Genomic DNA, 25,345 nt, shown 5'->3' on the forward strand with positions numbered 1-25,345 from the left:
ACCGTTACCGCGCGCCGCGACGCGCTTCGCGACGCGTGCGCTGGCCGTCGTTGCCGCCGGGGCGCTCCCCGATGGTGACGATCACGCGCACAAACACCCCACCGCGGAGCAGGTCGAAGGAGACCGCGCGCCCCGGGGGCATGTGTTGCAGCACATCCAACACATCATGGGGTTCGTGTACGGCCGTACCATCCAGTGCCAGCACGATGTCGCCGACCAACAAGCCGCTCGTCGCAGCGGGCCCGCCGTCAGCCGTACCGATGATCAGCAAGCCGCCTTCGCGTCCCTGCGCAGCAACTTTGGCCGATTCGCCCACGCGCACGGCCTGCAGCGCCGCGCCAAGCCATCCGCGCGGGACGTAGCCCGTGGCGACCAGCTGCGAGACGACGCGTTCGACCGTGTCTGCCGGAATGGTGGTTGCGAGTTGCTGACTCAGGCCACCGCTGTTGATGCCATGCACCCGACCGGCGGCGTCGACGAGCGGACTGCCACCGAAGCCTGGGTAGAGCGCGAAGCCCGACTGAATGCGACGCGTGTATTCACCACCCTTCCAGGTGCGCCACGCACCACCAATCGCACTCACCGCGCCGAACGACACGCGAGGTCCGCTGTCGTCGAGTCGCGCGACCGCCATCACGAGATGTCCCGGTCGCAGCGTCGCGGGATCACCAACCGCGGCCGACCCGAACGACACGCCAGCCTCGACGCGAAGCACGGCGAGGTCACTGGACGCATCGCGCCCGACGAGCGTAGCGGCAACGCGTCGGCCATCGGGGATGGTGACGGTAATGTTTTGTTCGCGACGTACCGTGGCGTCGGTGGTGACGATCAGCCCGTCGCGCCAATGCACGCCGGTTGATGCGAGTTTTTCGCGGGCATGCACGGCCACGACGGCCTGTGCGGCGTGTGCCACGGCGCTGGCTAGTTGATCGGAGACCGCAATGAGCGACAGCGGCTCGGTGTGTGGAACTTCGTGCGTATCGGCGTGCGACATGAAGGACTCGGCGGTTGAAGCGACTGGCGTGCTTCCTGGCGGGAAACTCGAACAGCCGAAGAGTCGCCGCGGCCGATTGGTCGCATAACTGGCCAAGTGGACGGGCGGCAGGTTGCGGCAGCGCGATCTGAGGGCGACATCCGCCAGACGCGATCGTGGCGGCGTGGCGACTGTCTCCCGCAAAGCCCTCGGCGGCGGCGACGGCGCGCCGCTACCGGGTGGTGGCGCCGATCAAGACGGTCCGCATCTTCCGAAGGGCCGATCGGGCCCGCGTTTTCACGGTGCCGAGCGGCAAACCGAGTTGTTCGGCCACGCGCGCATGCGAGGCGCCGCTGAGAAACGACAGTTCGATGACCTCACGCTGTTCAGGTGGTAGCAGTTGGAGCGCACCGTTGAGTTGCGCTTGCAGCTCTTCGTGCAGCATGGTGTCGAGCACCGAGGCGTCACGGCTGTGTGTGGCCTCGCCGTCGGCCACCGAGAACGAGGACTCTGTGCCGGCGCGCTCGTTCGCCATGCGGCGACGGGTACGGCGCCGGATGCAATCCAGCGCGCGACTCCGGGTGATCGTCGACAGCCAGGTCTGGACAGACCCACGACTACCGTCGAATGTGCACGCGTTTCGCCACGCCTGTGCGAAGGCATCGAGGACAACCTCCTCGGCGTCGGCGCGCTCCCCAACCAGCGCCAGCGCCAGCCCGAAGAGTCGCGGGCTGTGTACGTCGTAGAGTCGCGAAATGGCCCGATCGTCTCCATGTGCCATCTGCTGGACTAGCGCGGCTTCCTCGCGCACTGCCGATTCGTACTCCACGCTATCCTCTTTCCGGAAAGGTCAGGGCTGAGGCGGGTGAATCACCGTGTGAGCGGTGCGCCGGACGTGCTCGTTCCTCACGCCTGACCGGAGTGTGGACTATGTTTGCCCATCGGTACATAGTGACTCTCGCTACCTCATTTCCCCGGCATGTTGGCACGCACCGCACTGCAGCCCGAGCTCGAGAGTCTCCGGAAGGCCGACGAGATCTATGCCGGAGTCCGGCTCCTGTCCGAACGTCGCTTCCAAAGCGATACCATCCCGGACATGGATGGCTTTGCCCGGGAGGCGGAGCTTTTGATGCGCGGGGTGAACAGTGCCGACGTCGTCCTCGGCATCTTCGACCACAGCCGTTACAACCCAGTGCTCGAGGTCGGCGACCGTCACTTTTGGGGGCCGCTCCCGGATGTGTCCCAGTCCGAGCGGATGCGATTGCTGTTTTCGCTGTTGGATGCCGATTTCAGCGCGTTCCCAGCCGATTCAGTGAAATGGTTCTCGCGGACGCTGGGTTCGCTCACGTTCGACGAACGGCAGAACATCGAGATTTTCCACTGTGGCATCGCCTACACGCGCACCGACGGACGACCGATCCGGCTCTTTTCGAAGAGCGTGCCGATCCACTACACCGTCGACCGGCAGTTCACGTTCTCGTTCAACTACGCGCAGAACGTGCACCACCTGCTGAAGCCGGGTTTTCGCGACTACTGGATTCGGTTGGCCTACGGCGCGGGCGGCGATATGGTGCAATCCATGCACTCTGCCGAGGCGAAGGATGCCGGGCCGCGCGATCTCCTGTCGTCGCGGGAGAAGCAGATTCTCGTGGAGATCGCAGCGGGCATGGAAACTAAGGACATCGCCGACAAGCTCAGGATCAGCGTCAATACCGTCGGGAATCATCGCAGCAACATGGTGCAGCGACTGGGCGCACGAGACACGACGGCCTTGGTGCAGCTGGCGAAGATGGCCGGCTTGATTTAGCGCTACCAATGAACGCGACTCTCCGCCTCGGTCCCTACGACTCCGAGTGGCCCGTGCGTTTCGCCGCTGAGGCGGCTCGCCTGCGACCGGCACTGGGGGCAGCGGCACAGGCCATCGAGCATGTGGGCAGCACCGCCGTGCCGGGACTCGACGGAAAGCCGGTGCTCGATATCGCGATCGCGGTAGCCAACGATGCGGATGCCGACGCCTGCATCACACCGATGCAGACGTTGGGCTACGACTACCGCGGCCCGTACGGGGACGATCCGCGTCGTCGCTACTATGTGCGCGACGATGATGCCGGCGTACGCCTCGTGCACGTGCATCTGTACGTGCTACCGGCGACGGCGTGGCAGCGGAAGCTGGCGTTTCGCGACGCGCTGCGGGCCGATCCGGCCCTGGCGGCGGCGTACGCGGCGGAGAAGTACCGGGTGGCTGAAGCGGTGCAATGGGACAAGGAGGCGTATTCGATCGCCAAGGGGCCGTTCGTGCAGCGCGTGCTGGCGACGCTATTTCCGCCGGAGTCTCGGTCCTCCGCGTGATCAGGTTGCGTTCGCCCGCAGCAGCGCATCTTCCCACGCGTAGTCGCGCGCGACGCGCGGCTGCTGCGCGTACCACGCGTACGTCTCACGCATGCCGTGCTCGAGCGGGGTGAGGGTGAGTCCAAGGTGTTCGGTCACTTGTGCAGCGTTGGCCGTGATGGCCGGGATGTCGAGATACACGCCGAAGTAGTTCGGTGGCTGCATCAGGCTGCCGCCGAGCTGTTGAATCCGCGCGCGAGGCACGTGTACCACCTGCGCCTCAGTTCCGGCCGCGCGCGCGAGGAGGTGCACGAAATCGAGCTGCGTGATCGGCGGATCATTGCCCAGATTGTACGCCTGCCCGATGGCCGCCTCGTGCGTGGCGGCGAGAATGGCCGCGCGCGCGACATCGTGGGCGGAGACCCACTGCATCGTGGCCTGTCCGTCGTCGGGGATGATGATGGGACGGCCATCGCGCAGTCGATCCCAGAAGAACGCTTCCCGGTCGAAGGCATTATGCGGACCGTAGATGAACGCCGGGCGCAGCGTCGACACCGGCAGCCCGTCGCTCGGTCCCAGCGCGAACAACGCGCGCTCACTGTTCGCCTTCTGCGCGCCGTACACGTCGGGGTGATCTTCCGGCACCAGCGGCGAGTCTTCGGTGAACGGACCACCAGTGGAATACACCGCCACGCTGGAGGTGAACACGTAGCGGGAGAGGCCCGAAGCCGTGGCGCGCGCGGCGGCGACGACCTGTTCCGGCGTGGTGCCGCGCTGCCAGTCGTAGACGTTGTCGTACACGACATCGAACCGCTCACCGGCCAGCGCCGACTGCACGGCCGCGGTGTCGTTGCGGTCGCACCGGATCGCCGTCACACGATCGCCGAACGGCGTGGTGGTGCCGCGGTGCATGAGCACCACCGTGTCACCGCGCGCCAGCAGTTGTTCAACGAGTGCGCGTCCGATGAGCTGGGTTCCGCCGATAACGAGTGCGCGTGCCATGGTCGCTCCAATGTCTCTAAAAGTGATTGCTCATCTGCAGCTGCATCGCCCGGGGGCGCTACTTCGGCACCGCTGGACGCTCGCCCGTGACGCGCCGCGTGTCTTCCTGATGGGTCTCGCTCCGTTCGTCGGCTGGCAGGATCCCGGCATCGTTGAGCATCAATCCAACGGCATCGGGGATCATTGCCGGCCAGAGGAAGGTACCGATGGGACGCACGAACGGGCGCGGCGAGCGGCCCGTCCCGGCGTAGCGACGTCGAGCCCACGACTCGTAGACAATCGTAAGCAATCCACCCGCCACCGCGAACAGCATCCACGTTGCGAGCGCTTCGCGCCATGGCACGTCGATCAGCATCCACACCAGGACGCCGTAGCTCAGGACCATGCCCATGATCTCCATACCGCGGCGCAGCGCCGCGTTGAGGACCACGCAGGCCGTCGTCCAAAGCAGAACACCGAAGAGGACGATCGCCCACATCAGATTCACGTAATAGAACGTCACCACTGACACTGCAGCATATTCGAGCGATGCGCAAATACGCTCACCACCCTTTCGGGGAGTCGCTCTCATGACCGATCAGATTCACTTCGACGATGGTGCGTCGTACGAGCGCTACATGGGGGTGTGGAGTCAACTGGTCGGTGAAGAGTTTCTCCGCTGGCTGGCGCCGGTCCCCGGTCGGCGCTGGCTCGACGTCGGCTGTGGCAACGGCGCCTTCACCGAGCTGATTGCGACGCGGTGCGCTCCCGCCGCCGTGCACGGCATCGATCCGTCGGAGGCGCAACTCGACTTCGCGCGCACACGGCCGGCGTTAGGTGACGCCGACCTGCGTGAGGGAGATGCCATGGCGCTTCCATACCCGAACGACAGCGTCGACGTCGCGCTGATGCCGCTGGTCATCTTCTTTGTACCGGACCCGGCTGCGGGTGTGGCCGAGATGGCGCGCGTGGTGGCGCCGGGTGGGCTGGTGGCCGCGTATGCGTGGGACATGTACGGCGGTGGGCTTCCCTACCATGTGCTGCAGCGGGAACTGCGTGAGCTTGGCGTCGTCGTACCGTCACCGCCCAGTCCCGAGGCCTCGCGACCCGAGATCATGCACGATCTGTGGCGCGGGGCAGGGTTGGTCGAGGTCGAGACCCGAGAGCTCACGGTGGAGCGCCGCTTCGCTTCGTTCGACGAGTACTGGGACATCGTTGCGGGATGGGCGACCTTCCGTCGGATGTTGGACGCGATGGCGCCCGAGACCACGGCGCGACTGCAGGATCGTCTGCGCGAATGCCTCCCCGCCGACGCCGACGGGAGCATCACCTACGCGGCGAGGGCCAACGCGGTGAAAGGCCGGGTGTCGCCGCGCGACTCATCGACGGGTTGAGCGTGCGACTGACGCCGGCGACACTGCGAGATGCGGTGTGCGACCTCTGTGCCCGTGACGACGCGCTGGCGCGTCTCGTGCTGCAGTACGGGGAGCCGCCACTGTGGGAGCGCGCCGAGGGATTCGTCACGCTGGTGCGGGTGATTCTCGAGCAGCAGGTGTCACTCGAGTCGGCGGCCACGCTCTTCGCGCGGCTCGATGCGTCGGTGCCCGGCGGCATGCAGCCCGAGCCAATCCTGACGCTGGGCGTTGACGGACTCCGTGCGCTCGGCCAGACGCGACAGAAGGCCGCGTATCTCGTGGCGTTGGCGCAGCACGTGACCGACGGCCGACTCGATCTCCAGGCGCTCCCGACGCTGCCCGATGACGAAGTGCTCGTCGCGCTCGAGCGCGTGCCGGGAATCGGACCGTGGACGGCCCAGGTGTACTTGTTGTTCTCGCTCGGGCGTCCTGATGCGTGGCCACCTGGTGACTTGGCGCTTCACAAGGCGCTGAAAGCTGCGTACGAGCTTGAGCGGGTGCCGTCGAGTCGTGAGGCGTCGGCGTTGGCCGCGATCTGGTCACCATGGCGCGCGGTGGCCGCGCGCATTTTGTGGCACGCCTATCTCACGCAACGCGGCCGTTCGGTGCCCTGACACGGGCACTACGCGCTGCGCAGCTCGGCCATCTGCGCGGCGTGACGAGCATCATGGTGCGCCGTGAGTTCCACCCACGAACGCAGCGTGAGCGGGCCGAGGAACGGATGCGGAAAGGCCACGCCGTCGAGTACCGCATCGTCGGTCGTGGAAAAGGCGACCAGCAACGCCTCGCGGGACGCCTGCAGTTGCGCCACGGCGGCGTCGGCGTCGAGCGTGCCGGTCGGGCGCACGCGCTCGGGGGCTTCCACCTTGGCAGTGCGCTCGCGGACCCACCCGATCGTGCGCTCGGTCAGCAACGCGGACTGGAGTTCCTCGGGCGTCGCGGTGCGCGGCATCTCGCCGCTCTTGGCGATCATGCGCGCTACACTCCCTTCCACGCGGGCGCAGTGTTCGATGATCTGTGCGGCCGACCAGCCGCCTTCACCTTCGCCGGCGGACGTGGCGCGGAGCTCCGCCGGGATCGATTCGAACTGGGCGAGCAAATTGGCGCGCTCGTGGTGCAGGAGCGCACGCAGGGCGGCGGCGGAGTCGGTGGGCTGAGTCATACCGCTAACGTATCGCGGGGCGCGGGGGTCCGCACGGGGCGCCCGCGTTCATCTTGCCGACGCCCGTACCGCGCGACAATGTCAAGGCGTTCCCAGTGAGTATCCTCTTGAATCGGTCTCCCTATGCGATTGTTACTGGTCCCTGTCCTGCTGATCTGCGTCTCGGCATCAACGCAGGCGCAGGGTAAAAAGAAGTGCGCCGAGACCCCCATCGACTCGACGAATCCGGCATCGCCGGTGTATCAGGAATGCCACGTAAAGCGCAAAGCGTCCTTGCGCGGTAATCCGCCGCGCCCGGACTTCTCACCCAATCCAGCCGGATCGACGGCCTGCTATCGCGCCGACTTCGCGTTTGTGGTCGACACGACCGGCGTGCCAGACCTGTCAACGGTACGCCGGGTGTCGAGCACGGATCCGTCCTTCGCCGAGGCCGTGGAGGCGACGATCGCACGATTGCGTTACGCACCGGCGCGCCTTGACTCCACATTGGTGCGGCAGGTCGTAAACTTTACCAGTGGCCTGTCGATTCGTACTGTCGTGGTCTCGTCGTCGCCCAGTGGTGCGTTCTCGCCACCGTCCGGCTCGCGCATCCCACGGGGGCCGAGGTGCTGAAGACGTACTGAGCTGTCTCCCTCTTTTCACGAGCGTTCCGTTTGCTCCGTACGCCCAAGCGCTCGACGATGCACGGCCTGTTGCTCCTGATCGGTACCGTGGCGCTGGGATTGGCCTCCCGACGCTATCCCGCCGTGCTGCCGGAATTTGTGTCGACGTACGCGGGCGACGTGCTGTGGGCGTCGATGGTGTTCTGGCTGCTCACGCTGGTGCGGCCGAATGGCGAGGGACGGCATCTGGCGGCGATCGCCTTCGCCATCGCGGTCGCGGTGGAAGTGAGCCAGCGCTATCACGCGCCATGGATCGATGCCGTGCGCGCGTTGCCGCTTGGAGCGCTGGCACTCGGGCAGGGCTTTCTCTGGAGCGATGTCGCCTGCTACCTCGTCGGGGTAATTCTGGCGGCGTGGATCGATTGGTCGCTCCGAACGCGACGGCAGAAGCGCGTCGCGATCTCGAGAGAGACGGGGCGGTGATTCACTACTGGTTCACGATCGTCAAGATTCTGGCGCTCCGCCACGTGCAACCGTCGGTGGCGCCCGATGCGACCATCCGGCGCACCTTCCGCGTGCGCCTGTTCGACTGCGACGGCTTTCGCGTGATGACGGCGTCACGATACGCGGCGTACATGGACTTCATCCGGTGGGAGATGATCGCCCGCTCACCGATGTATCACGCCATCGTGACACGCGGACTGGCCCCTACGCTCGGCTCGCAGAAGCTGATCTATCGGAAGCCGCTCAAGCGGTGGACGCAATTCGAGGTCGAGTTGGAGCTGGCCGGATGGGATGACAAGTGGATCTACCATATCCATCGGTTCGTGCAGCACGGGGAGATCAAGGCCGTGGGCATCACTCGGGCGCTGATCTGGAAGCGCGACGTGCCGAGCGTACTCGCCGATGTCCTGCGCGATTCCGGCGTGACGCGACCGGTCATGAATCCCCCCGGCTGGGTGTTCGAGCTCTTCGCACAGGACAAGGAGATCATCGACCGGCAACGTGCGGCGGCGAGCGCATCATGATGCACGACGAGGAGTCGAAGCGCCTCGCGGCCGCGCGCGATGGCACGCGCCCGTGGAAGCGCTGGGGCCCGTATCTCAGCGAACGGCAATGGGGCACGGTGCGCGAAGACGTCAGCCCGGGCGGCGACGCGTGGAATCACTTCACGCACGATCAGTCGCGTTCGCGGGCGTATCGCTGGGGAGAGGACGGACTCGGCGGCATCAGCGACGACAAGCAGCAGCTGTGTTTCGCGCTGGCGCTCTGGAATGGCGCCGATCCCATTCTCAAGGAGCGCGCCTTCGGGCTGGACAACAGCGAAGGCAATCACGGCGAGGATGTGAAGGAGTACTACTTCTACCTCGATTCCACGCCGACGCACTCGTACATGAAGTATCTGTACAAGTATCCGCAGGCGGCGTACCCGTATCTCGATCTCATCGCCACCAATGCGCGGCGCAACCGACAGGAGCCGGAGTATGAATTGCTGGACACCGGTGTTTTCGATGCACAGCGCTACTTCGATGTATTTGTGGAGTACGCCAAGGGTGATGCCGACGATATCCTGATCGCGATCACGGCCTGTAATCGAGGACCCGACGCGGCACGCTTACGGCTCTTGCCTACGCTCTGGTTCCGCAATACGTGGGCGGGCAACCCCAGCGCACCGAAACCGCTGATGCACGCGATGCCGGCGACGGCCTCCCACGGTGGCGCGACCGTACAGGCGACACATCCGGGCTTCGCCGCGCGCGCCATGCCCGAAGCGTATTACCTGTACTGCGACGCCGACGTGCCGTTGCTGTTCACCGAGAACGAGACCAATACGGCCCGACTGTCCGGTGTGCCGAACGCGAGCGCGTGGGTGAAAGACGGTATCAACGACTACGTCGTGCTCGGCAACCGGGATGCCGTGAATCCGGCGCAGCGCGGCACGAAAATGTGCGCGCTCTACGAGCTCGACCTCGCAGCCGGCACCCAGACCACGGTGCGATTGCGCCTCACGGCGCAGGCACCGCAGGAATCGCACGCACCATTCGCCGATTTCGACGCGGTGTTCTCGGCGCGCATGCGCGAAGCGGACACGTTCTACAACGCGATCACGCCGATCGGCGTGCGTATGGACGTTGAGCGTAGCCACGTGATGCGACAGGCCTTGGCGGGTATGCTGTGGTCGAAGCAGTACTACCACTGCGACTTGGAACATCATCGCGTCGGCCATCACGCGAAGAAGAACGGCGCGTGGTCGCACATGTACTGCGACGACATCATCTCGATGCCGGACAAGTGGGAGTATCCGTGGTACGCTGCCTGGGATCTGGCCTTTCATGCCATCCCGCTGGCGATCGTCGACATGGATTTCGCGAAGGAACAGCTCGATCTGCTGCTGCGCAACGACTATCTGCATCCGAACGGCCAGCTGCCGGCGTGCGAGTGGAACTTCAGCGACGTGAATCCGCCGGTGCACGCGTGGGCCACCATGCAGCTGTATCTGCTGGAAAAGGAACGCCGTGCTGGCCAGGGCGATCTGGAGTTCCTGAAGCAGTCGTTCGAGAAGCTGCTGGTGAACTTTACGTGGTGGATCAATCGGAAGGACCGCGCCGGCGCGAACATCTTCGAGGGCGGATTTCTCGGCCTCGACAACATCGGAGTGTTCGACCGCTCGTCGCCGCTGCCCACCGGCGGGTACATCGACCAGGCCGACGGCACGGCGTGGATGGTGTTCTTCAGTCAGCAGATGCTCCGCATCGCCGTGGAGTTGGCGCTACACGAACCGCGGTATCAGGACTTCGTGGAGAAGTTCTATCAGCACACGCTGCGCATCGCCGGCGCGATGGATCGCGTGGGCGAGCATCAGGACGAAATGTGGGACGAGGACGACGGCTTCTTCTACGACGTGCTGCGCTTGCCGAACGGATCGGCCATGCGCCTGAAGGTGCGCTCCATCGTGGGGCTGCTGCCGCTGGCGGCGGTGGCGGTGTTCGAGGCGGATCTCTTCGAACGGCTGCCCCGTTTCCGCGAGCAGAGTGCAGAGTTCGCGCGGCGTCACCCGCGGCTGATTGCGAATCTGCATCTGCCTGACCGGCCCGGGGTGGCCGATCGACGGATGCTGTCGATCGTCGACGAAACGAAACTGCGCCGCATTCTGTCGCGCATGCTCGACGAGAACGAGTTCTTCTCGCCGCACGGCATCCGGGCCCTGTCGCGCTACCACCACGAGCATCCGTACACGTTCGCGCACGACGGCAAGGAGCATCGAGTCGCCTACGTACCGGGTGACTCCGACAGCGGCATGTTCGGCGGCAACTCCAATTGGCGCGGGCCGGTGTGGATGCCGATCAATTACCTGCTGTACGGCGCGTTGCTGCGGCTCTACGCGTACTACGGTGACGACTTCACGGTGGAGTGCCCCACCGGATCAGGCCCTCAGATGACGCTGCTCGAGGTCGCGATGGAACTGGGTGATCGCCTGTGCAGCATCTTCCAGCCCGACGCGGCAGGCACTCGCCCTGTCAATGGCGCCGAGGCGGTGTTTCGCGACGACCCGTATTGGCGCGACCTCGTACAATTCTCCGAGTACTTCCACGGCGACACGGGCGCCGGCGTGGGAGCGAGCCACCAGACCGGATGGACCGGCTGCATCGCGCAAATCATTCAGACCAATGGCATGCTCGCGAAGGAGCTGTTGCATACGTCGGGGGGCATGACGGCCGCCATCCGCATTCTGCAGACGAGCGCCCGCATGCCCCAGCCCTAGGGGTACCGTCGTTACGGGCGCTTCGCGATCGGCCGTCCGGTGCGGATGATGGCCGTGGCCTGGTCGGCCGTGCCGGACAGGAGCAGCCCGCGGTAGCCATTCTCGATCCGGTCTTTGTTCGTGCCAGCCGTGGCCGTCATCATGCTCGGCATTCCCGCCTTCGCTCCCAGGTCACGCGTACGCTGGCATGCCGCCTCGGCGCCCGGCGCGTCACCGCCCATATCGCGGGTGAGACTGCCGATGCCGCACGACAGCAAGCTGTAGCCCTTCACGGCCGCGATGTCGGCGACCTCGGCGATGGCGCCTTTGTCTTCCACCATCAGCATCGCGATCACGGTGCCCTTCGGATTGGCAGGTGACCAGACGTTGGCGCCGGCCTCGGTGAAGAACGCTGCCGCGGTGCGTGCCTCAGCCGTGCTGCGCACATGCGGAATGACCACGCCGTCGGCGCCGAGACTGAGCACTTCCTTCACGCGGGCGCGCGTGACGTCGACGCCGGCGTCTTCAATGGTCGGAATACGCACGAGCAAGGTGGGACGCGTGGCTACGTTGCTCAGCTTGATGCCACTCGCCATCGCCCGTACGGCATTCGCGTCGTACGCCCCCTCGAGATTGAGGAAGAGGTAGTCGAGGAGCGGATTCTCGGCGAGCGCCTTGGCACCGGCTTCGGTATACAGCGGCGGGAGACGTGTAGCGCCGGTCGCTGGTGGCGCCGGTGGCCGCTCACTGGGAACGAACATGCCGAACGCGGCTGCGCCGGACCTCCACAAAGGCAGTGCTGCGCCCGCCGACGCGGATGAGGGCGAGGCCTTCGATGCGCTCGCGCAGCCGCCGAGGATTGTGGCCGCGAATGGTAGTGCAACGAGCCAGCCCGTACGACGCATGTGCCGTTCTCCTGAGTGTGAGCGCCGATGGTGCGGCGCGAAAGCCGTGCGAAGCAGATATCATATCGCGCGGACGGTGGACGCGCTCGCCGTCGAGCCACAGTTTCTCTCCCATGGCACACGATCCTCTTCGACATCTCACGTCACTTCGCGCGCACGGTGAGTGGGCGGATACCAAACTCGTTGTCGCTGTGCAGCAGGTGGCCGGCGACGCGACGGCGGTGCTGCGTGAACTCGCCCATGTGCGCGGAGCGCAGGAAGTCTGGCTCTCGCGCATCGAGGGGCGAGCGGCGACGATACCGGTGTGGCCCGCGTATTCGGCGGTGGAGCTCGAGCGTGTGGGTGCGGTGATCGACGAGCGCATGCGCCACCTGTTCGACACGCTCACGCCCGACGCGTTGGCGCGGGAGATTGCGTACAACAACCTGCAGGGGCTGCCATTCCGCACCGAGCTTGGCGAAATCCTGCTGCACCTGCTCATGCACGGGCAGTATCATCGCGGCAAAGCGAATGTGGCGTTGCGCGACGTTGGAGCGAGCGCGGTCGGAGTGGACTACATCGCGTGGCATCGCGAGTTCGGATCGTCCTCGCCTGCGCTGTAGCGATCCGCATGCAAAACGCGCCGGGCATGACGCCCGGCGCGTTTCCGTGTCGTCCACGGAGGTTCGTAACGACCTGTGGTCGTGATGGCACCTGCAGCCATCTGATTCCGTGTCGGCACCCGATTGACCGCGTATTATGATCCGGCCAACGGTCCGTCCCACTCTGAGGTGGGATACATGCAGCGGGTCGATGCACGCGGTGCCTTCTCGCTTCGCCTCTTACACCTCGAGGAATCGGGATCGATCCCCGACCCGCCGAACCATCGTGGAGGCATCGCCCTCACTCTGCGAGAGTACAGTGCAACCCTTTTGCGCGGCGCACTATCGGGCAAAGCCTTACACCCGTGTTGTGTGGGACTTGGTTCGCGATTCCGTTATCCTGCAGTCGTGATCCGGTTCACCTCGCCACCCGACGTCAGCGATCTTCCCGCGCGATTCCCGAGTCCCTTCGACCGGGCGGCGGTCCATCCGCTCGCACGCCGCGCGGCAACGGAGACCATGGACCTGCTCCAGTTGCCCGCAATGGCCCCTTGGCGGCTCGATCAGCCCGGCAACGGCAAAATGTTCGGGGTCCTGGTGGTCGCGGCTCCTGATGGCACGGTGGGCTATTTGCGCGGCTTCTCCGGTATGGTCGCCGGCACGTGGACTATCGACGGGTGGGCTCCGCCGGCGTACGATGTCGCCGCGCGTGATGCGGTCTGGATTCCCGGCGAGGCCGAACTGTACGACCTCGGTGCCGACGACGACGCACGCACCGCGCGCTCACGCGAACTGCTACCGGCCATTCAGAAGACGTACCGCTTCACGAATGCCTTGGGAGAGGTGCGTGCGCTGCGCGATCTGTTCGCGCCCAAGGAGCCACCGGGAGGGGCGGGGGATTGTGCGGCACCCAAGCTGCTGGCTCATGCCTATGCGCAGGGACTACGGCCGCTCGCGCTGGCCGAGTTCTGGTGGGGCGCACCGCCGCGCACCGGCGATCGTCGCGGCGGCTCGTTTTATCCGGCGTGTCAGGGGAAGTGTCCGCCGATCCTCGCGCATATGCTGCGCGGCCTGCCGGCCGATCCGCCGCCGCTGTTCGGTGCCGCCGCCATCGCCGAGAGCGAGCCCGCCGTGGTGTACGAGGACGAGCATCTCGTGATCGTGAACAAGCCGTGCGGACTGCTGTCGGTGCCGGGACGCAGCGGATTGCTGCGGGACTCGGTGTCCACGCGACTGCGCGCGCGCTATCCCGATGCCACGGGACAGTTGGTGGTGCATCGACTCGATCTCGATACGTCGGGTCTCCTGCTGGCTGCCAAGGACACCACCACCTTCTCGGCGTTGCAGCGACTGTTCTCGCTGCGCGAGATCGCGAAACGGTATGTCGCATGGCTCGACGGCCATGTGCAGGACGACGAGGGCGTGATCGATTTCCCGATGCGCATGGATGTCGACGACCGTCCGCGACAAATCCACGACCCAGTGCATGGCAAAGCGGCCGTGACCACGTGGCAGGTGCTTGCCCGCGCCGACGGGCGAACCAAGGTGGCGTTCACGCCGCACACCGGTCGAACGCATCAACTGCGCGTGCATGCGTCGAATCCGATCGGGCTCGACGCGCCGATCGTCGGGGATCGTCTCTACGGACGCGCGGCGCCGGAGTATGGCGAGCGGCTCATGTTGCACGCCGAATCACTCGCCTTCACCCATCCGGTATCGGGTGTTGAACTCCGTGTGACAAGCCCGGTACCGTTCTGATCGGCACTGAGATATTGCCCGACGTTTCGACAAGACGTAAAATCTCCCGAAGTCGCATCTCACCACTAAGGGAGTATGTATCGCATGAGTGACAAGAAGATCATCGCGGTGTTCGGCGCCACCGGCGCGCAGGGCGGCGGACTCGCCCGCGCGATTGCCGCCGACGCGAGCGGCGAGTTCGTGGCCCGCGCCATCACGCGCAATCCACATTCGGACAAGGCCAGGGCGCTCGCCGCCGAAGGCATCGAAGTCGTGGCTGGCGACATCGACGACGCGTCGACGCTTGGCGCCGCGCTCGCGGGCGCGTACGGCGCGTTTTGCGTCACGAACTTCTGGGAGCACTTCTCCGCCGAGCGCGAAGGCGTGCAGGCCACGAACATGGCGCGCGCTACCAAAGCCGCCGGGGTGCAGCATGTGATCTGGTCGACGCTCGAAGACACGCGCAAGTGGATCCCGCTGGACGACACGCGCATGCCGACGTTGCACGGCCACTTCAAGTGCCCGCACTTCGACTCGAAGGGCGCGGTCGATGCCGTGTTCGCGAGTGAAGGCGCGCCCACCACGTACATGATGGTCGCGTTTTACTGGGACAATCTCATCCACTTCGGCATGGGACCGCGCGCCAACGAAGCGGGCGAGCTGGTGATGGCGCTGCCGTTGGGCGGCGCGGAGCTGCCCGGCATCGGCGCCGAAGATATCGGTCGCTGCGCCTACGGCATCTTCAAGGAAGGACCAAGCACCATCGGTCAGCGCATCGGCATTGCCGGCGAGTCGTTGAGCGGCGAAGACATGGCGGCAAAGCTCGGCAAGGCCATCGGTCGCCCGGTGCGCTTCTTCGACGTGCCGTTCGACACGTATCGCGGACTCGGTTTCCCGGGCGCTGAAGACCTCGGCAACATGTTCCAGTTCCAGCAGATTCTGGGCGAAGAGTTCCAGCGCTACCGCGACGCGGCGCGTTCGCGGCAGCTGTATGCCGGACTGCTCGATTTCGATGCGTGGCTGGTGAAGTACGCGGCGACCATTCCGATTGGTTGAACGGACACCGCTCAACCGACACCGCTGAACGAAAACCGGCGCTCGCATCGTGCGAGCGCCGGTTTTCGTTTCTACTTGATCCAGCCGAGCGCGCGCATGCGGCTCTGCAGTCCATTGGGCGCCTTTGCACGCCCGGCTGACACGTTCACGCGCAACTTGCTCAGCATTTTGATTTCGTCACGGCCCTTCTTCATGCCCTTCTCGACGAGGTCGAAGTGCTTACCGCGCGCCTGCCACGTCTTGGCGGCCTTGGCATCGAACTTCGCCTTGGTGATCACTTCGTTCATGCACGCGCGTAGGCACCGTTTGCCCAGATCGCGCATGCGTCGATCGCTGAGCAGAATGAGCCCGGGCCACTGCTTCGATTCTTCGGAGAAGGTGCCGGCACGATTCTGTGCCGCCGTGGTGCAGGTCAGAATGTCCTGATCGAGTTTGGCCCATCCGGAGTTGGGATCCATCGGGTCGATTCCTACCACGCGCAGCGATTTGTCGGCCTTCTTCTGGAAGAACACGTTGCCATAGTTCTTGATCGGATCGTCGGCCGAGCTGTCATCCACTACGAAGCGGTCGGAGTTTCCAAGGAAGCAGTCCATCGCCAGGATCTTGCCGAAGGCAACGAGATTTTCCTTGTCGTGCAGTGCCCACACCATCTTCAGCGCTTCGAACTCTTTGCCTTTGCCGATCAGATCGTCGAGGTTGGACAATCCCGGCACCGCTTCCATGAGCAACCACGACGTCTGCGCGTTGTAGCGCGGGTCGAGCGCGATGTCCCAGTCGTACGACGGGTCGGAGAACATCGACTTCAATTTGTCGAGGCGCTTGACCTCCATCTGGTCCATCACGCGCGTCTCGCCGGAACTGCCAAGCTTGGCCGACAGCTTGAAGCCGAAGTCCATCTTCTTCCGCTCTTCCTGCCGATCGGTAATCGTGAAGTTCTGCGACTCGGCTTTGATCACCACCTGCGTGTCATCACTGAGCGTCAGTAAGTACACCTTACCGGCTTTCAGGACCTTGCACTCGGTCACTGCACTGGGATAGAAGTCGCGTGGGAGAGGCATAGACTACAACGCAGGGAAAAGAGTGACTGACGGATAGGAGAGAGATGGGTATCGCCCAACTTACGACCGAATTCGGGCGTCGGCTATTCGGATGGATGGCGCTTCACGTTTCAGCGCGGTATCGACTGCTCGATATCCGCTGCGATGTAGGCCATCACCGCCATGACCGCCACGCAGCGCTGCACTTCGGCGCGATCAAGCTTGTCAGGGGTGTCGGCGTCGGTGTGATGGAACCAGAAATAGCGTGAGCCGTCCACATTCAGTCCCATGCCCGGCACGCCGGTGGCCATGATCGGACCGATGTCAGCACCGCCGCCAGACGCTTCGATCTTGCCGGCGTTGATGGGGCTCAGCAACGAACCGATGGCGGTCACGATCGCCCGTCCGCCTGGCGACCCGGAGAAGCCGAAGCCGAGCGGCGAGAACACGCCGCCATCAGATTCGATGGCCAGTTGGTGCGTCTCGTTCTGGTGCGCGTCACGGTAGGCGTTACCGCCGCGCATGCCGTTCTCCTCGTTCGTCCAGCCAACCGCGCGAATGGTGCGACGCGGCGTGAGGCCGAGCTTCTTGAGCAGGCGGATCGCTTCCCAGGCGATCACGACACCGCCGGCGTCATCCATGGCGCCCTGTCCCACATCCCACGAATCGATGTGACCACCCATCACTACGATCTCATTGGGCTTCTCGCGTCCGCGCAGCTCACCCATCACGTTGTGGCTCTGCGCGTCGGGTAACATCTTGGCGCTCATCTTGAGCGTCACACGTACCTTGTCGCCGCGATTGATCATGCGGCGCATCATCATCGCATCTTCCGAGGTCACGCTCGCGTGCGGAATCTTCTTGACGGTCGAGTCGTAGCTCATGCTGCCGGTGTGCGGCGTGCGCATGCTGTACGGACCGGCCGCGCGCGCCAGCGAGGCGACGGCACCGACCTTGGCGGCGGCGATGGCACCGAGCCGACGGAACGACCCGTTGTAGCCGTAGTCGCGCCACTCGGCGTCGTACAGCACGATCTTGCCCTTGGCTTCGGCGGCGCGCTGCGTGAGTTCCTCGAAGCTGGCCACCACCATCACTTCGGCGGTGATCCCGGCGGCCGGCGTCGCGATGCTGCCGCCGAGGCCGAGCATCGGCAGCAGCTGCCGACGGGGCGCAACCAGCTCTAGCGACTCGGCGCCGCGCACCCAGTGCGGCACCATGACCTTCTCTCGCTTGACGTTGGCGAGGCCGTCTTTCTCCATCATGGCGGCGGTCCATATAATCGCGTCTTCGAGCGCCTTGGAGCCCGACAAACGGTGGCCGAACCGATCGGTAAGCTCGGCTATGCGGTTCCACGCCCCAGCCGAGTCGGCCTGAGCGGCGGCGATAATGCGGTTGGCGACCTCGGCGTACTTGGCGGGAATCGCCTCGGGGGCCTGGGCGGAAAGCGAGACCGGAACCGGTGCGGCGATCGCGGCCAGCGCGAAGGCCGCGAACAAGGGAGAGCGAACCATCGGCATGTCCACGTTCGGGGGGGAGGGGGGGAATCCCTTCAATCTTGGGCCTGCGCCCCGTCCCGTCCAATCCCCGTGGCATATTGAGCGAACCTCTCTCTCATCCAACATGCTGACTGATACGATCATCGCGAAGCGCACGAGTGGCCGTGTCACGTGTGCCCTGGTGCCGCAGCCCCAGTGGGCGAAATCACGGATCCTCGCCGATCAGGCCGTGGAGAGCCTCGGACTGCGCGCGCTCGGCGACGGCTGGCTCGAGGTGAGCGAGAGCGACGCACTGCGCATCGCCGCCGGCGTACTGGGGCGGGATCTCGCCACCAACGCGGTGATCGTTCCCGCAGCGGAAGCCGATGCGTTGGTGAGCGACTTGCTGGCGATGGTACCGGAGCCGTTCACCTGCTTCACGAACGGCGACTGGGCCGATGTGTTCGGCGAGGAGTCACAGCACACGAATGGCTTCAGCTTCGATCCGCTTACGGAGTCGGCGCTCGATGCGGGCATCGTCTGCGTGGGCGACGGCGTGACGGCCGTGCTCTGGGTAGAGGACGAGGACTGACGATGACCACACATCGCGGCAACTGGGTGGAGCGGAACGATCCGATCGAACCCGAACTCGCTCGCGTACTCGCCCATCCGCTTGGGCTTCCGCACGACGACGCGCGACTTCTCGAGCACGCCCTCACCGTGCGCGGACTCGTGGAAGCAGGTGGTAATGAGGTGGATGTCACGAAGTACGCTCGCCGACTGTTCGAGTCGTTCGGACTGCCGAAACCCGATGCGGTGGTCGCCCGTCTCTTGGGTCTCGCGCTGTGGCACGTGACCAAGGCGGGGCTGGTGCGCAACAATGCCCAGCGTCGCGTGGAGGAACTCGTACGGCAGCTGCCCCCGGAGGCCCCGCTGTCGGAACGCCTCGCGGCGGCGATCGAGCGGGCGCCGTAACCTAGATGGTGGCTCGACGGACAGCGTCGTGCCGGGCTTGGATCGCTGGTTCACGCGAAGCTCGCGAAGTACGCGAAGGTTCGCGAAGAACAGCAAAATAGATTTTCTTCGCGTACCTCCGCGGCCCTTCGCGGACTTCGCGTGAACCTACGGGCTTACCGTGGGCGCATCGTCGACTTGGGCATTCATGGCGAGCTGTTGGTCAACCACCCGGGTACTGCTGGCGATCGGCCTGGCCACATCGGCTGGCTGCTCGGCCGAGCCACGCGCATCGGCGCAGAAGTCCGCGCCGCGGGTGGTTCCGGGGCCGGCGGCCACGCCGATGCGCAGCCCCGACTCGTATCGCGTGCGCTTCGAGACCAGCAAGGGGCCATTCGCCATCGAGGTCACGCGCGCCCTCGCGCCGCACGGTGCCGATCGGTTCTATGAGCTGGTCACGATCGGCTACTATGCAGGCAACCGATTTTTTCGCATGGTGCCGGGGTTCGTGGTGCAGTTCGGCATTCACGGGGATCCGGCGGTGAACGCGAAGTGGGCGCAAGCGGCGATGGCCGATGAACCTATGCGCCAGAGCAACACGCGCGGCACGGTGGCCTTCACCACCGTCGACGCGAACAGCCGGACCGTGCAGCTGTTCGTCAACATGGCCGACAATTCGACCAAGCTCGATCGGCAGCGCGTCTTTGCGCCGATCGGTGTGGTGGTAGAAGGCATGGACGTGCTCGAACGGCTCAACGTCGAGTATGGTGAGGATCCCGTGCAGTCACGTATCATGTCGCGCGGCAACAAGTATCTCGACCGGTGGTTTCCCGCGCTCGACTCGATCGTGTCGGCCACGGTTGTTCCGTCTCCTTAAGAATCGTATGAAGCCTTTCGAACGCCTTGGTAACGCCCGCACTCCGGATGGCTCGCTGCTCGAGCTGTTCCGGCACGACGGGTCGTATCTCATTCGCGCCAACGGCATCGAGCTGATGTCGCAGCGTCGGCATTTGTCCGAAGACCGACTCGCGGAAGTGGCGTGTTTAGGGCTCAAGGACAAGCCTGGTGCGCGCGTGCTCATCGGCGGCTTGGGGCTCGGGTTCACGCTGCGGGCGGCGCTCAAGGAGCTGGCCGATGACGCCGAAGTAGTGGTGGCCGAGTTTCTGGCCGAGGTGATCGAGTGGAACACCAATCCGGACTACGGGATTTCGGTGGAGACGCTGAAGGATCCGCGGGTGCGCGTGGTGCACGACGACATCGTGAATGTGCTCCGCGATCACGCCGGGCAGTTCGATGCGATCATGCTCGACACCGACAACGGTCCAGATGGCATGATCATGTCGGAGAACGCGCGGCTGTACGCGCAGCGCGGCATCGCGACCACGGTGGCGGCGCTGCGTCCGCCCGGTATCATCGCATACTGGTCGGTGGGCGACGATCCGGCCTTCGCGCATGCGTTGCGCGGCAGCGGACTCCTGGTGGAAACGCTGCGTGTGCGGGCGCACGATACCAAAGGGCCGATGCACACGCTGTATGTCGCGAAGCCGCGGCCGCCTCGCCGCGAAACGTCAACGCCGCGCGCGCTCTGACCACACCGTGATCGCCCCGCCGCCGATGGTGGCGGCGAGCGTCGTATCGCGCTGCCAGCCGGCGTACAGTTTCGCCATGAGTTCGGGGCGCGACTGCTCGATCACATGTTCGAGCGTCGTGATCAGGCGAACACGGCGTATGCCGCGCGCGGCCATGACAGAATCCAGCGTGGTGACCTCGCCGATCTCCACGTAATTGCGATCCAGCGGCAGCTGTTGCTTCTCGCCGTAGTAGTGCACGCCCAGCCACGTGGGCCGGATGGCAAGCACCAGATCGTCGGCGGCGCGTACACGCTCCACGTATTGCAGCGTGGCGCTGAACGGCTGCTTGGGCACGCGGTAGTAGCGTACGAGCGAAAGCGCGGAGAGCGTAGCGACCGCGGCGACGACCACGGACGAAGCGAGCTGACGCCGCGCCGGCTGCGCGCGCCAGAGTCGCGCGGCGATGGCATCGATGGTGACGACGGCGGTGAGTACGGCCAGCGGCAACCAGAGCAGAAAGAAGCGCGGCGAGAAGGTCATGCCTCGCCAGGCGAGCAATAGTGCGGTGAGCACGCCCGGGAGCAGCAGCAGTGCGGTCATCGCCCACTGTCGACGCCACAGCACCACGAAGCCAGCCGTCGCCAGCGCCAGGAACGGGATGGCGGCCGCCGCGACGCCCGGCCCGAAGCCTTCCAGCACGCCTCGCACGAACATCTGCAACAGATCGTTCGACGTCGCCGAGGCTCCGGTCTGACCAAGGGTATAGGCCGAGGTGATGTACAGGTACGCATCGGGCAACGCCACCGCATACACGCCGATGCAACAGAGCCCGGTGATGGTGTAGACACCGACCAGTCGCCACACGAGCGGCGCAATATGACCGGTCTGACGCCACCGTTGCCAGGCGACCACGATCACCACCAGCAGCTGCGCGGCGATCACGAACGCCGCATTCAGCAGTGCCATCATGCCAAGCACGGTTGCCGCGCCGTACTGGACCCAATCAGAAAGGTGGTCGTCACGTAGCGCGTCGATGAGTGCGCGTGTGGCGAGCAGTGCGAAGAACACGTAGGCCACGTAGCCGCGCGCATTCTGGGAGAAGAACACGTGGTGGTACGACACCGCCAGCAACAGTGACGCGCCGAGGCTCGCGCGTCGGCTCATGGCCAGACGCGCGACCCGATACAGTGCGGTGATGGACGCGATACCAAACGCCGCCGTGCTCATTCGTATGGACCATTCGTGCACGCCAAACACCATGACCGACGCCTTGATAAGCAGAGACATCAGCAGATGATTGTTTGACGACTGGTAGCTGCCGATGATCTCGCCGAATGACATCGGCACCGTCTGATCGATGGTCATCAACTCGTCAGTCCAGAGATCGGCGCCGATCCCGGCCACGCGCAGTACCAACCCGACGAGGGTAATGAGCAGCAGCCAGCGACGGGCGGTGCTCTCGCTCACGTCGTACGCGTCCGTTCGCGGCGCGAATCCGGTCGCGCGCAGCGTATCCGGCAGCGGTGTCCATCGCCAGCCACGCAGCGCCAATATCCCAGTCATGACTGCCTGCAGCGCCAGGATGGCGCGAAGCAGCGTGGTCCCGCGCATCGGTCGTGCGGGCAGGTCGGGCGTGCGCGGAAGTGTGTCGTACCATGCCGTGGGCATGAACAGCGCGCTGAGCACCAGCGCCAGCGGCAGCGCGAGGCTCACACCGAGGCGGAGGCCCCGGTTCACGCGTGACGTCATCAAGCGGGCGCGGTGGCGCATGCTGGTCGCCGCAGCGGCATCCGCACATACGGCAAAGGATGTCCTGTCATCGTGTCCGGGATCGGCACATCGAGAATTGCCAGGAATGTCGGCGCCAGATCGCGCAGATCGATCGTGTGCGTGGTCGTGTCGTGCGGAATCCAGGGGCCGGCGGCGGCCACGAATCCGGTGGGGCGGTGGAAGCTGGAGCGATGGTAGTGCTCCGGCTCCTGTACGAGCTTGGCCCTCGGGTGCAGCACCTCGTCCATGAAATGCGGTGCCCATTCCCACTCGACGAAGAGGTCGGGCAACACGTGATCGATACCCACGTGGAACGCGTCGGCGCTGCGAAACACCCGGGCGACCGCCGGACGTCCCGTTTTCGGATCGACCAGCTGCGTCAGGTCGGCTTCAATGCGATCCAGCAGCGCGGTGTACTCGGCCCCCGGCTCGACGATTCCCTGTGGCTCGCGTCCCCGCACATTGAGGCGGATCTGCCCGTTGTACAGATTCGGGATCCCGAACGCAACCGAGCGGCTCCAGTCGGTATTGGCCGCGAAGTCGCTCGCGATGAGCCGCTCCTGCACGTTGGCCGGCAGGAACCGACTTACCCACTTCCGAACCGGCTGCGGAAGGGCGCGACGAAGGAGCGTGAGCGGATCGAAGCGCTGTCCGGCGATCAGCTGCTCGGTGCGCAGCGGCACCTGGTAGTCGAGCTGGTGCAGGAACGCATCCATCAGCCCTGTGGTGGGATACATGCCAGCCATCCCGTAGGCCGACACGATGAACACGTTCGCCTCAGCGGACAGATCGGCCAGCGTGCGCGCGAGTTCGCCGTCGATCGCCTCGTACAGATCGCGCAGTCCATTCGACAAGCGGTTGGGTGGCGCGAACTCCGGCTGATACGACCAGAGGCGATGCCCGATGGTGTGGGCCTCGAAGAATGTGGCGACGATCACATCGAAGTCGTCGCGGCCGATCACGTCACGACAGACGAGTCCTTTAGTGGCGATGCGGGCGAGGGCGCGCTGGTAGTCGGCGAAATCTTCTTCCTCGGTGCCGCGGTGCGCGAAGGTCGCGAGCTTCTCCCCAGCGCCGAACTTGGCGCGGATTTCGGGCAGTACATGCTCAGGGAGTGAGCGGGCCATCTCCCACAGCCGCTCGGATTCGTGCGCGGCCCAATTGGTGAGCTGCACGCCCGGCACATCGGGAATGACATCGAGCTCCGGCGGATCGACGATGGCGGCCTTCTTCGTTCCGCCACGCAGGAAGCGCCAGAATGGGGGGGCATTCTTGGCGACGGCGGCGTTGGTCTGCATGAGCGTGTAGGTGCCCGGCACCAACTGTCGCACGCTGTAGAAACCATGCGTCGTTTTCGCGACCCCGCTGTGCAGCGAGATCCAGCTGCCCATCTCGTTCACAAGGTCGGCGCCGTCGATCTTCAGAAAGCAGCCCGCCCGCATGATGCCGGCGAGCGTCGGCATGTGCCCGGACTCGGTCCACCGCGTCACCAACTCGATGTCAGCCGAATCGATCGCGAGAATGACGAGGGGCGGTGCGGCATGCTGTTGAGACATGGACGACTGAAGCGTTTGGGGGCCGATAACGGCGTCCGCTGATGAGCGTAGTTGAAACTAGGGTGCACGGCTCCGGAGTGTGAGGGAAACGGACGTTCCTCACAGCCGCCGTCGCTACTTGCCTACCGGCGAGCGGTCTCGTTCCTTCCCGCTGGAACGGTTCGCTCTGCTGCGGACGACTCTTTCTTCAAAGAGTGCCAGCGACTCGTGCAGCTCCCGCTCCCTCGCCGTGCATGACCGACGCGGGAATCGCGCGACGACGTCAGCTCACCTTGTTCGTGCCGCACGCCGGCGCGGGCGCCATCGAGGAGGTCCGCGCGCAGCTCGACCCAGTGCAGCATGGACTGATTCCGGCCCATGTCACGCTCTGTCGCGAAGACGAGCTCGCAGAGCACGCCGGGGATGTCTGGCGCGACCGCCTCGCCGCCGCAACGGTCGCGCCGGTCACGCTTACCTTCGGGGCGCCGGTGTCGTTCTCAGGACATGGCGTCATGCTGCCATGCATTGCCGGCCAGCCTGCGTTCCATGTGCTCCGTGCCCAGGTGCTCGACACGCACGCGTTCTGCTGATCGGGTGGCTGAATCGCGAGCGGCCGCCGGGGCCGTGTACAGATAAACGCCCGGTAATGCGCGAATCCCCGCGGGAGTGCCTCAGCACGCCCGCGGGGATTCGTCTATTCCTGATACTGGAACGTTCAGTCGCCGAAGACCGCGGCGTCCTTGTGGGCCTTCTCGCTGCCGTAGCTGACCGAGCTCGGCGGCGCGTCGGCGCCGAGGCGCGTGGCCATGGCGATTCCACCGAAGGTGAGGAAGCACACGGCGATCGTCAGAATGGCGCGGTTGATAACCTTCATCGCGTGCGCCTCGTGGGCGTCATCGCAGAGTTCGTTCCACATAGGTCGGCTGCCGGGTAAAGCGTAAGGAATAGGGATAACTCCTGTCTATTATCGGCAGGTGCATCGGGAAACGGGAGTGTCGCGCCTGGCACTCGCTGTGACAAACGGCTCGGCCCGTCCGGCGAGCGGAATGTCCGCCCACGCGTCCCGTAGTGCGAGGCTGCGGTGGAGGAGTAGACTTCCCCCGATGTCCCATCGATTGCTGACCCCGCTCGCCCTGTTGGTGCTGATCGGAATTTCCACCGGCGCGTGTCGTCGTGAACGGCCGGAACCCGTTGTGCTGACCGTCGCGCGCGGCACCGAGCCGTTCTGGGCGCTCGAGGTGCGGAGCGACCGCGTGCAGTTCAGCCGGATGGGCATCGACAGCACCGTCTATCCCTACGCGCCGCCCGACTTCGACGTCGATGGCCGGGCCGTGTATCGCACGAAGCGCTTCGGTGCGGATCCCCTGCTTACGCTGGTGATCGCGCGCGGCGACTGCAGCGACGGCATGTCGGATCAACGCTATCCGGGCAGCGCCGTGGTCACGCGTGGCGACTCGACATGGCGTGGGTGCGCCACTGTTGTTCCCGATACGCTGGGCCGGAAATAACATTGCGTCGACC

28 protein-coding genes are annotated in these 25,345 nt (G+C 65.2%); 17 read left to right on the plus strand and 11 right to left on the minus strand.

What is annotated here, in order from left to right; translation table 11 throughout:
- Nucleotides 1-4 precede the first annotated feature (4 nt).
- Nucleotides 5-994: a S1C family serine protease gene (locus tag HKW67_RS17915; protein ID WP_171226690.1), complete on the minus strand. Its 990-nt coding sequence runs from the start codon at nucleotides 992-994 to the stop codon at nucleotides 5-7.
- 211 nt (nucleotides 995-1,205) lie between these two features.
- Nucleotides 1,206-1,802 carry an RNA polymerase sigma factor gene (locus HKW67_RS17920; protein WP_330998916.1) on the minus strand — a complete coding sequence of 199 codons (597 nt, stop codon included), beginning with the start codon at nucleotides 1,800-1,802 and terminating at the stop codon, nucleotides 1,206-1,208.
- Nucleotides 1,803-1,952: 150 nt separating this feature from the next.
- Between HKW67_RS17920 and HKW67_RS17925 the strand changes: the two genes are divergently transcribed.
- Together HKW67_RS17925 and HKW67_RS17930 are read left to right on the plus strand one after the other, a co-directional pair.
- Nucleotides 1,953-2,780, plus strand: a complete 828-nt coding sequence (locus HKW67_RS17925) for a response regulator transcription factor (protein ID WP_171226692.1) — start codon at nucleotides 1,953-1,955, stop codon at nucleotides 2,778-2,780.
- An 8-nt stretch (nucleotides 2,781-2,788) separates the two neighbouring features.
- On the plus strand, nucleotides 2,789-3,322 hold the full coding sequence (locus tag HKW67_RS17930) for a GrpB family protein (RefSeq protein WP_171226693.1): 534 nt from the start codon (nucleotides 2,789-2,791) through the stop codon (nucleotides 3,320-3,322).
- Here HKW67_RS17930 and HKW67_RS17935 read toward each other — a convergent pair whose 3' ends face one another.
- Both HKW67_RS17935 and HKW67_RS17940 read right to left on the minus strand, forming a co-directional pair.
- Nucleotides 3,323-4,303 carry an NAD-dependent epimerase/dehydratase family protein gene (locus tag HKW67_RS17935; RefSeq protein ID WP_171226694.1) on the minus strand — a complete coding sequence of 327 codons (981 nt, stop codon included), beginning with the start codon at nucleotides 4,301-4,303 and terminating at the stop codon, nucleotides 3,323-3,325.
- A 58-nt stretch (nucleotides 4,304-4,361) separates the two neighbouring features.
- Nucleotides 4,362-4,805 carry a hypothetical protein gene (locus HKW67_RS17940; protein WP_171226695.1) on the minus strand — a complete coding sequence of 148 codons (444 nt, stop codon included), beginning with the start codon at nucleotides 4,803-4,805 and terminating at the stop codon, nucleotides 4,362-4,364.
- 67 nt (nucleotides 4,806-4,872) lie between these two features.
- On the opposite strand from HKW67_RS17940, the gene HKW67_RS17945 reads away from it, so the two are divergent.
- Complete coding sequence (locus HKW67_RS17945; protein WP_171226696.1) at nucleotides 4,873-5,676, plus strand: class I SAM-dependent methyltransferase; 804 nt, start codon at nucleotides 4,873-4,875, stop codon at nucleotides 5,674-5,676.
- Nucleotides 5,677-5,678: 2 nt separating this feature from the next.
- Nucleotides 5,679-6,311, plus strand: a complete 633-nt coding sequence (locus HKW67_RS17950; protein ID WP_171226697.1) for a DNA-3-methyladenine glycosylase family protein — start codon at nucleotides 5,679-5,681, stop codon at nucleotides 6,309-6,311.
- A gap of 8 nt (nucleotides 6,312-6,319) precedes the next feature.
- Here HKW67_RS17950 and HKW67_RS17955 read toward each other — a convergent pair whose 3' ends face one another.
- Nucleotides 6,320-6,859 (minus strand): DinB family protein, encoded by a 540-nt coding sequence (locus HKW67_RS17955; protein ID WP_171226698.1) that lies wholly within the window; start codon nucleotides 6,857-6,859, stop codon nucleotides 6,320-6,322.
- A 123-nt stretch (nucleotides 6,860-6,982) separates the two neighbouring features.
- Between HKW67_RS17955 and HKW67_RS17960 the strand changes: the two genes are divergently transcribed.
- From HKW67_RS17960 to HKW67_RS17975, 4 genes are read left to right on the plus strand one after another with little or no spacing between them, the layout of a single operon-like run.
- Nucleotides 6,983-7,471: a hypothetical protein gene (locus tag HKW67_RS17960; protein ID WP_171226699.1), complete on the plus strand. Its 489-nt coding sequence runs from the start codon at nucleotides 6,983-6,985 to the stop codon at nucleotides 7,469-7,471.
- Between the two features lie 41 nt (nucleotides 7,472-7,512).
- Nucleotides 7,513-7,944 carry a ribosomal maturation YjgA family protein gene (locus tag HKW67_RS17965; protein ID WP_230981054.1) on the plus strand — a complete coding sequence of 144 codons (432 nt, stop codon included), beginning with the start codon at nucleotides 7,513-7,515 and terminating at the stop codon, nucleotides 7,942-7,944.
- Nucleotides 7,875-8,489, plus strand: coding sequence for an acyl-CoA thioesterase (locus tag HKW67_RS17970; protein WP_206044481.1), 615 nt, complete (start codon nucleotides 7,875-7,877; stop codon nucleotides 8,487-8,489). Before HKW67_RS17965 ends, HKW67_RS17970 begins: the two co-directional genes overlap by 70 nt.
- Nucleotides 8,486-11,224 (plus strand): MGH1-like glycoside hydrolase domain-containing protein, encoded by a 2,739-nt coding sequence (locus HKW67_RS17975; RefSeq protein ID WP_206044482.1) that lies wholly within the window; start codon nucleotides 8,486-8,488, stop codon nucleotides 11,222-11,224. The genes HKW67_RS17970 and HKW67_RS17975 overlap by 4 nt, the downstream gene beginning before the upstream one ends.
- An 11-nt stretch (nucleotides 11,225-11,235) precedes the next feature.
- Here the strand turns inward: HKW67_RS17975 and HKW67_RS17980 are convergent, their stop codons facing one another.
- On the minus strand, nucleotides 11,236-11,964 hold the full coding sequence (locus tag HKW67_RS17980; RefSeq protein ID WP_171226700.1) for an aldolase/citrate lyase family protein: 729 nt from the start codon (nucleotides 11,962-11,964) through the stop codon (nucleotides 11,236-11,238).
- Between the two features lie 257 nt (nucleotides 11,965-12,221).
- On the opposite strand from HKW67_RS17980, the gene HKW67_RS17985 reads away from it, so the two are divergent.
- From HKW67_RS17985 to HKW67_RS17995, 3 genes are all read left to right on the plus strand, one after another.
- Nucleotides 12,222-12,710: a DinB family protein gene (locus HKW67_RS17985; RefSeq protein ID WP_171226701.1), complete on the plus strand. Its 489-nt coding sequence runs from the start codon at nucleotides 12,222-12,224 to the stop codon at nucleotides 12,708-12,710.
- Nucleotides 12,711-13,097: 387 nt separating this feature from the next.
- Nucleotides 13,098-14,447, plus strand: coding sequence for an RluA family pseudouridine synthase (locus HKW67_RS17990; protein WP_206044483.1), 1,350 nt, complete (start codon nucleotides 13,098-13,100; stop codon nucleotides 14,445-14,447).
- An 84-nt stretch (nucleotides 14,448-14,531) separates the two neighbouring features.
- Entirely contained in the window at nucleotides 14,532-15,482 is a 951-nt protein-coding gene (locus HKW67_RS17995; protein WP_171226702.1) for an NmrA/HSCARG family protein, read from the plus strand.
- A 71-nt stretch (nucleotides 15,483-15,553) separates the two neighbouring features.
- Here the strand turns inward: HKW67_RS17995 and HKW67_RS18000 are convergent, their stop codons facing one another.
- Together HKW67_RS18000 and HKW67_RS18005 are read right to left on the minus strand one after the other, a co-directional pair.
- Complete coding sequence (locus HKW67_RS18000; RefSeq protein WP_171226703.1) at nucleotides 15,554-16,540, minus strand: protein kinase family protein; 987 nt, start codon at nucleotides 16,538-16,540, stop codon at nucleotides 15,554-15,556.
- A 110-nt stretch (nucleotides 16,541-16,650) separates the two neighbouring features.
- Complete coding sequence (locus tag HKW67_RS18005) at nucleotides 16,651-18,030, minus strand: M20/M25/M40 family metallo-hydrolase (protein ID WP_171226704.1); 1,380 nt, start codon at nucleotides 18,028-18,030, stop codon at nucleotides 16,651-16,653.
- A gap of 109 nt (nucleotides 18,031-18,139) precedes the next feature.
- Here HKW67_RS18005 and HKW67_RS18010 point away from each other — a divergent pair, with 109 nt between their 5' ends.
- From HKW67_RS18010 to HKW67_RS18025, 4 genes are all read left to right on the plus strand, one after another.
- Nucleotides 18,140-18,586, plus strand: a complete 447-nt coding sequence (locus HKW67_RS18010; RefSeq protein ID WP_171226705.1) for a hypothetical protein — start codon at nucleotides 18,140-18,142, stop codon at nucleotides 18,584-18,586.
- A gap of 2 nt (nucleotides 18,587-18,588) precedes the next feature.
- Complete coding sequence (locus tag HKW67_RS18015; protein ID WP_171226706.1) at nucleotides 18,589-18,969, plus strand: hypothetical protein; 381 nt, start codon at nucleotides 18,589-18,591, stop codon at nucleotides 18,967-18,969.
- 187 nt (nucleotides 18,970-19,156) lie between these two features.
- Nucleotides 19,157-19,825, plus strand: coding sequence for a peptidylprolyl isomerase (locus HKW67_RS18020; RefSeq protein WP_206044484.1), 669 nt, complete (start codon nucleotides 19,157-19,159; stop codon nucleotides 19,823-19,825).
- Between the two features lie 7 nt (nucleotides 19,826-19,832).
- A complete protein-coding gene (locus HKW67_RS18025) occupies nucleotides 19,833-20,537 on the plus strand; it encodes a polyamine aminopropyltransferase (protein ID WP_171226707.1) in 705 nt (234 codons plus the stop codon).
- Here the strand turns inward: HKW67_RS18025 and HKW67_RS18030 are convergent.
- Complete coding sequence (locus HKW67_RS18030) at nucleotides 20,517-22,268, minus strand: glycosyltransferase family 39 protein (protein ID WP_171226708.1); 1,752 nt, start codon at nucleotides 22,266-22,268, stop codon at nucleotides 20,517-20,519. The two genes, HKW67_RS18025 and HKW67_RS18030, sit on opposite strands and share 21 nt — an antisense overlap.
- Nucleotides 22,268-23,845 carry an alkaline phosphatase family protein gene (locus HKW67_RS18035; RefSeq protein WP_171226709.1) on the minus strand — a complete coding sequence of 526 codons (1,578 nt, stop codon included), beginning with the start codon at nucleotides 23,843-23,845 and terminating at the stop codon, nucleotides 22,268-22,270. The genes HKW67_RS18030 and HKW67_RS18035 overlap by 1 nt, the downstream gene beginning before the upstream one ends.
- Nucleotides 23,846-24,078: 233 nt before the next feature.
- Between HKW67_RS18035 and HKW67_RS18040 the strand changes: the two genes are divergently transcribed.
- On the plus strand, nucleotides 24,079-24,414 hold the full coding sequence (locus tag HKW67_RS18040) for a 2'-5' RNA ligase family protein (RefSeq protein WP_171226710.1): 336 nt from the start codon (nucleotides 24,079-24,081) through the stop codon (nucleotides 24,412-24,414).
- A 125-nt stretch (nucleotides 24,415-24,539) separates the two neighbouring features.
- Here the strand turns inward: HKW67_RS18040 and HKW67_RS18045 are convergent, their stop codons facing one another.
- The gene (locus HKW67_RS18045; RefSeq protein WP_171226711.1) at nucleotides 24,540-24,740 is read right to left on the minus strand and encodes a hypothetical protein; all 201 of its coding nucleotides are present in this window, start codon (nucleotides 24,738-24,740) and stop codon (nucleotides 24,540-24,542) included.
- Between the two features lie 187 nt (nucleotides 24,741-24,927).
- On the opposite strand from HKW67_RS18045, the gene HKW67_RS18050 reads away from it, so the two are divergent.
- Nucleotides 24,928-25,332, plus strand: a complete 405-nt coding sequence (locus HKW67_RS18050; protein ID WP_171226712.1) for a COG3650 family protein — start codon at nucleotides 24,928-24,930, stop codon at nucleotides 25,330-25,332.
- The last annotated feature ends 13 nt before the right edge of the window (nucleotides 25,333-25,345 follow it).

It is taken from the genome of Gemmatimonas groenlandica (assembly GCF_013004105.1).
GTDB lineage: Bacteria > Gemmatimonadota > Gemmatimonadetes > Gemmatimonadales > Gemmatimonadaceae > Gemmatimonas > Gemmatimonas groenlandica.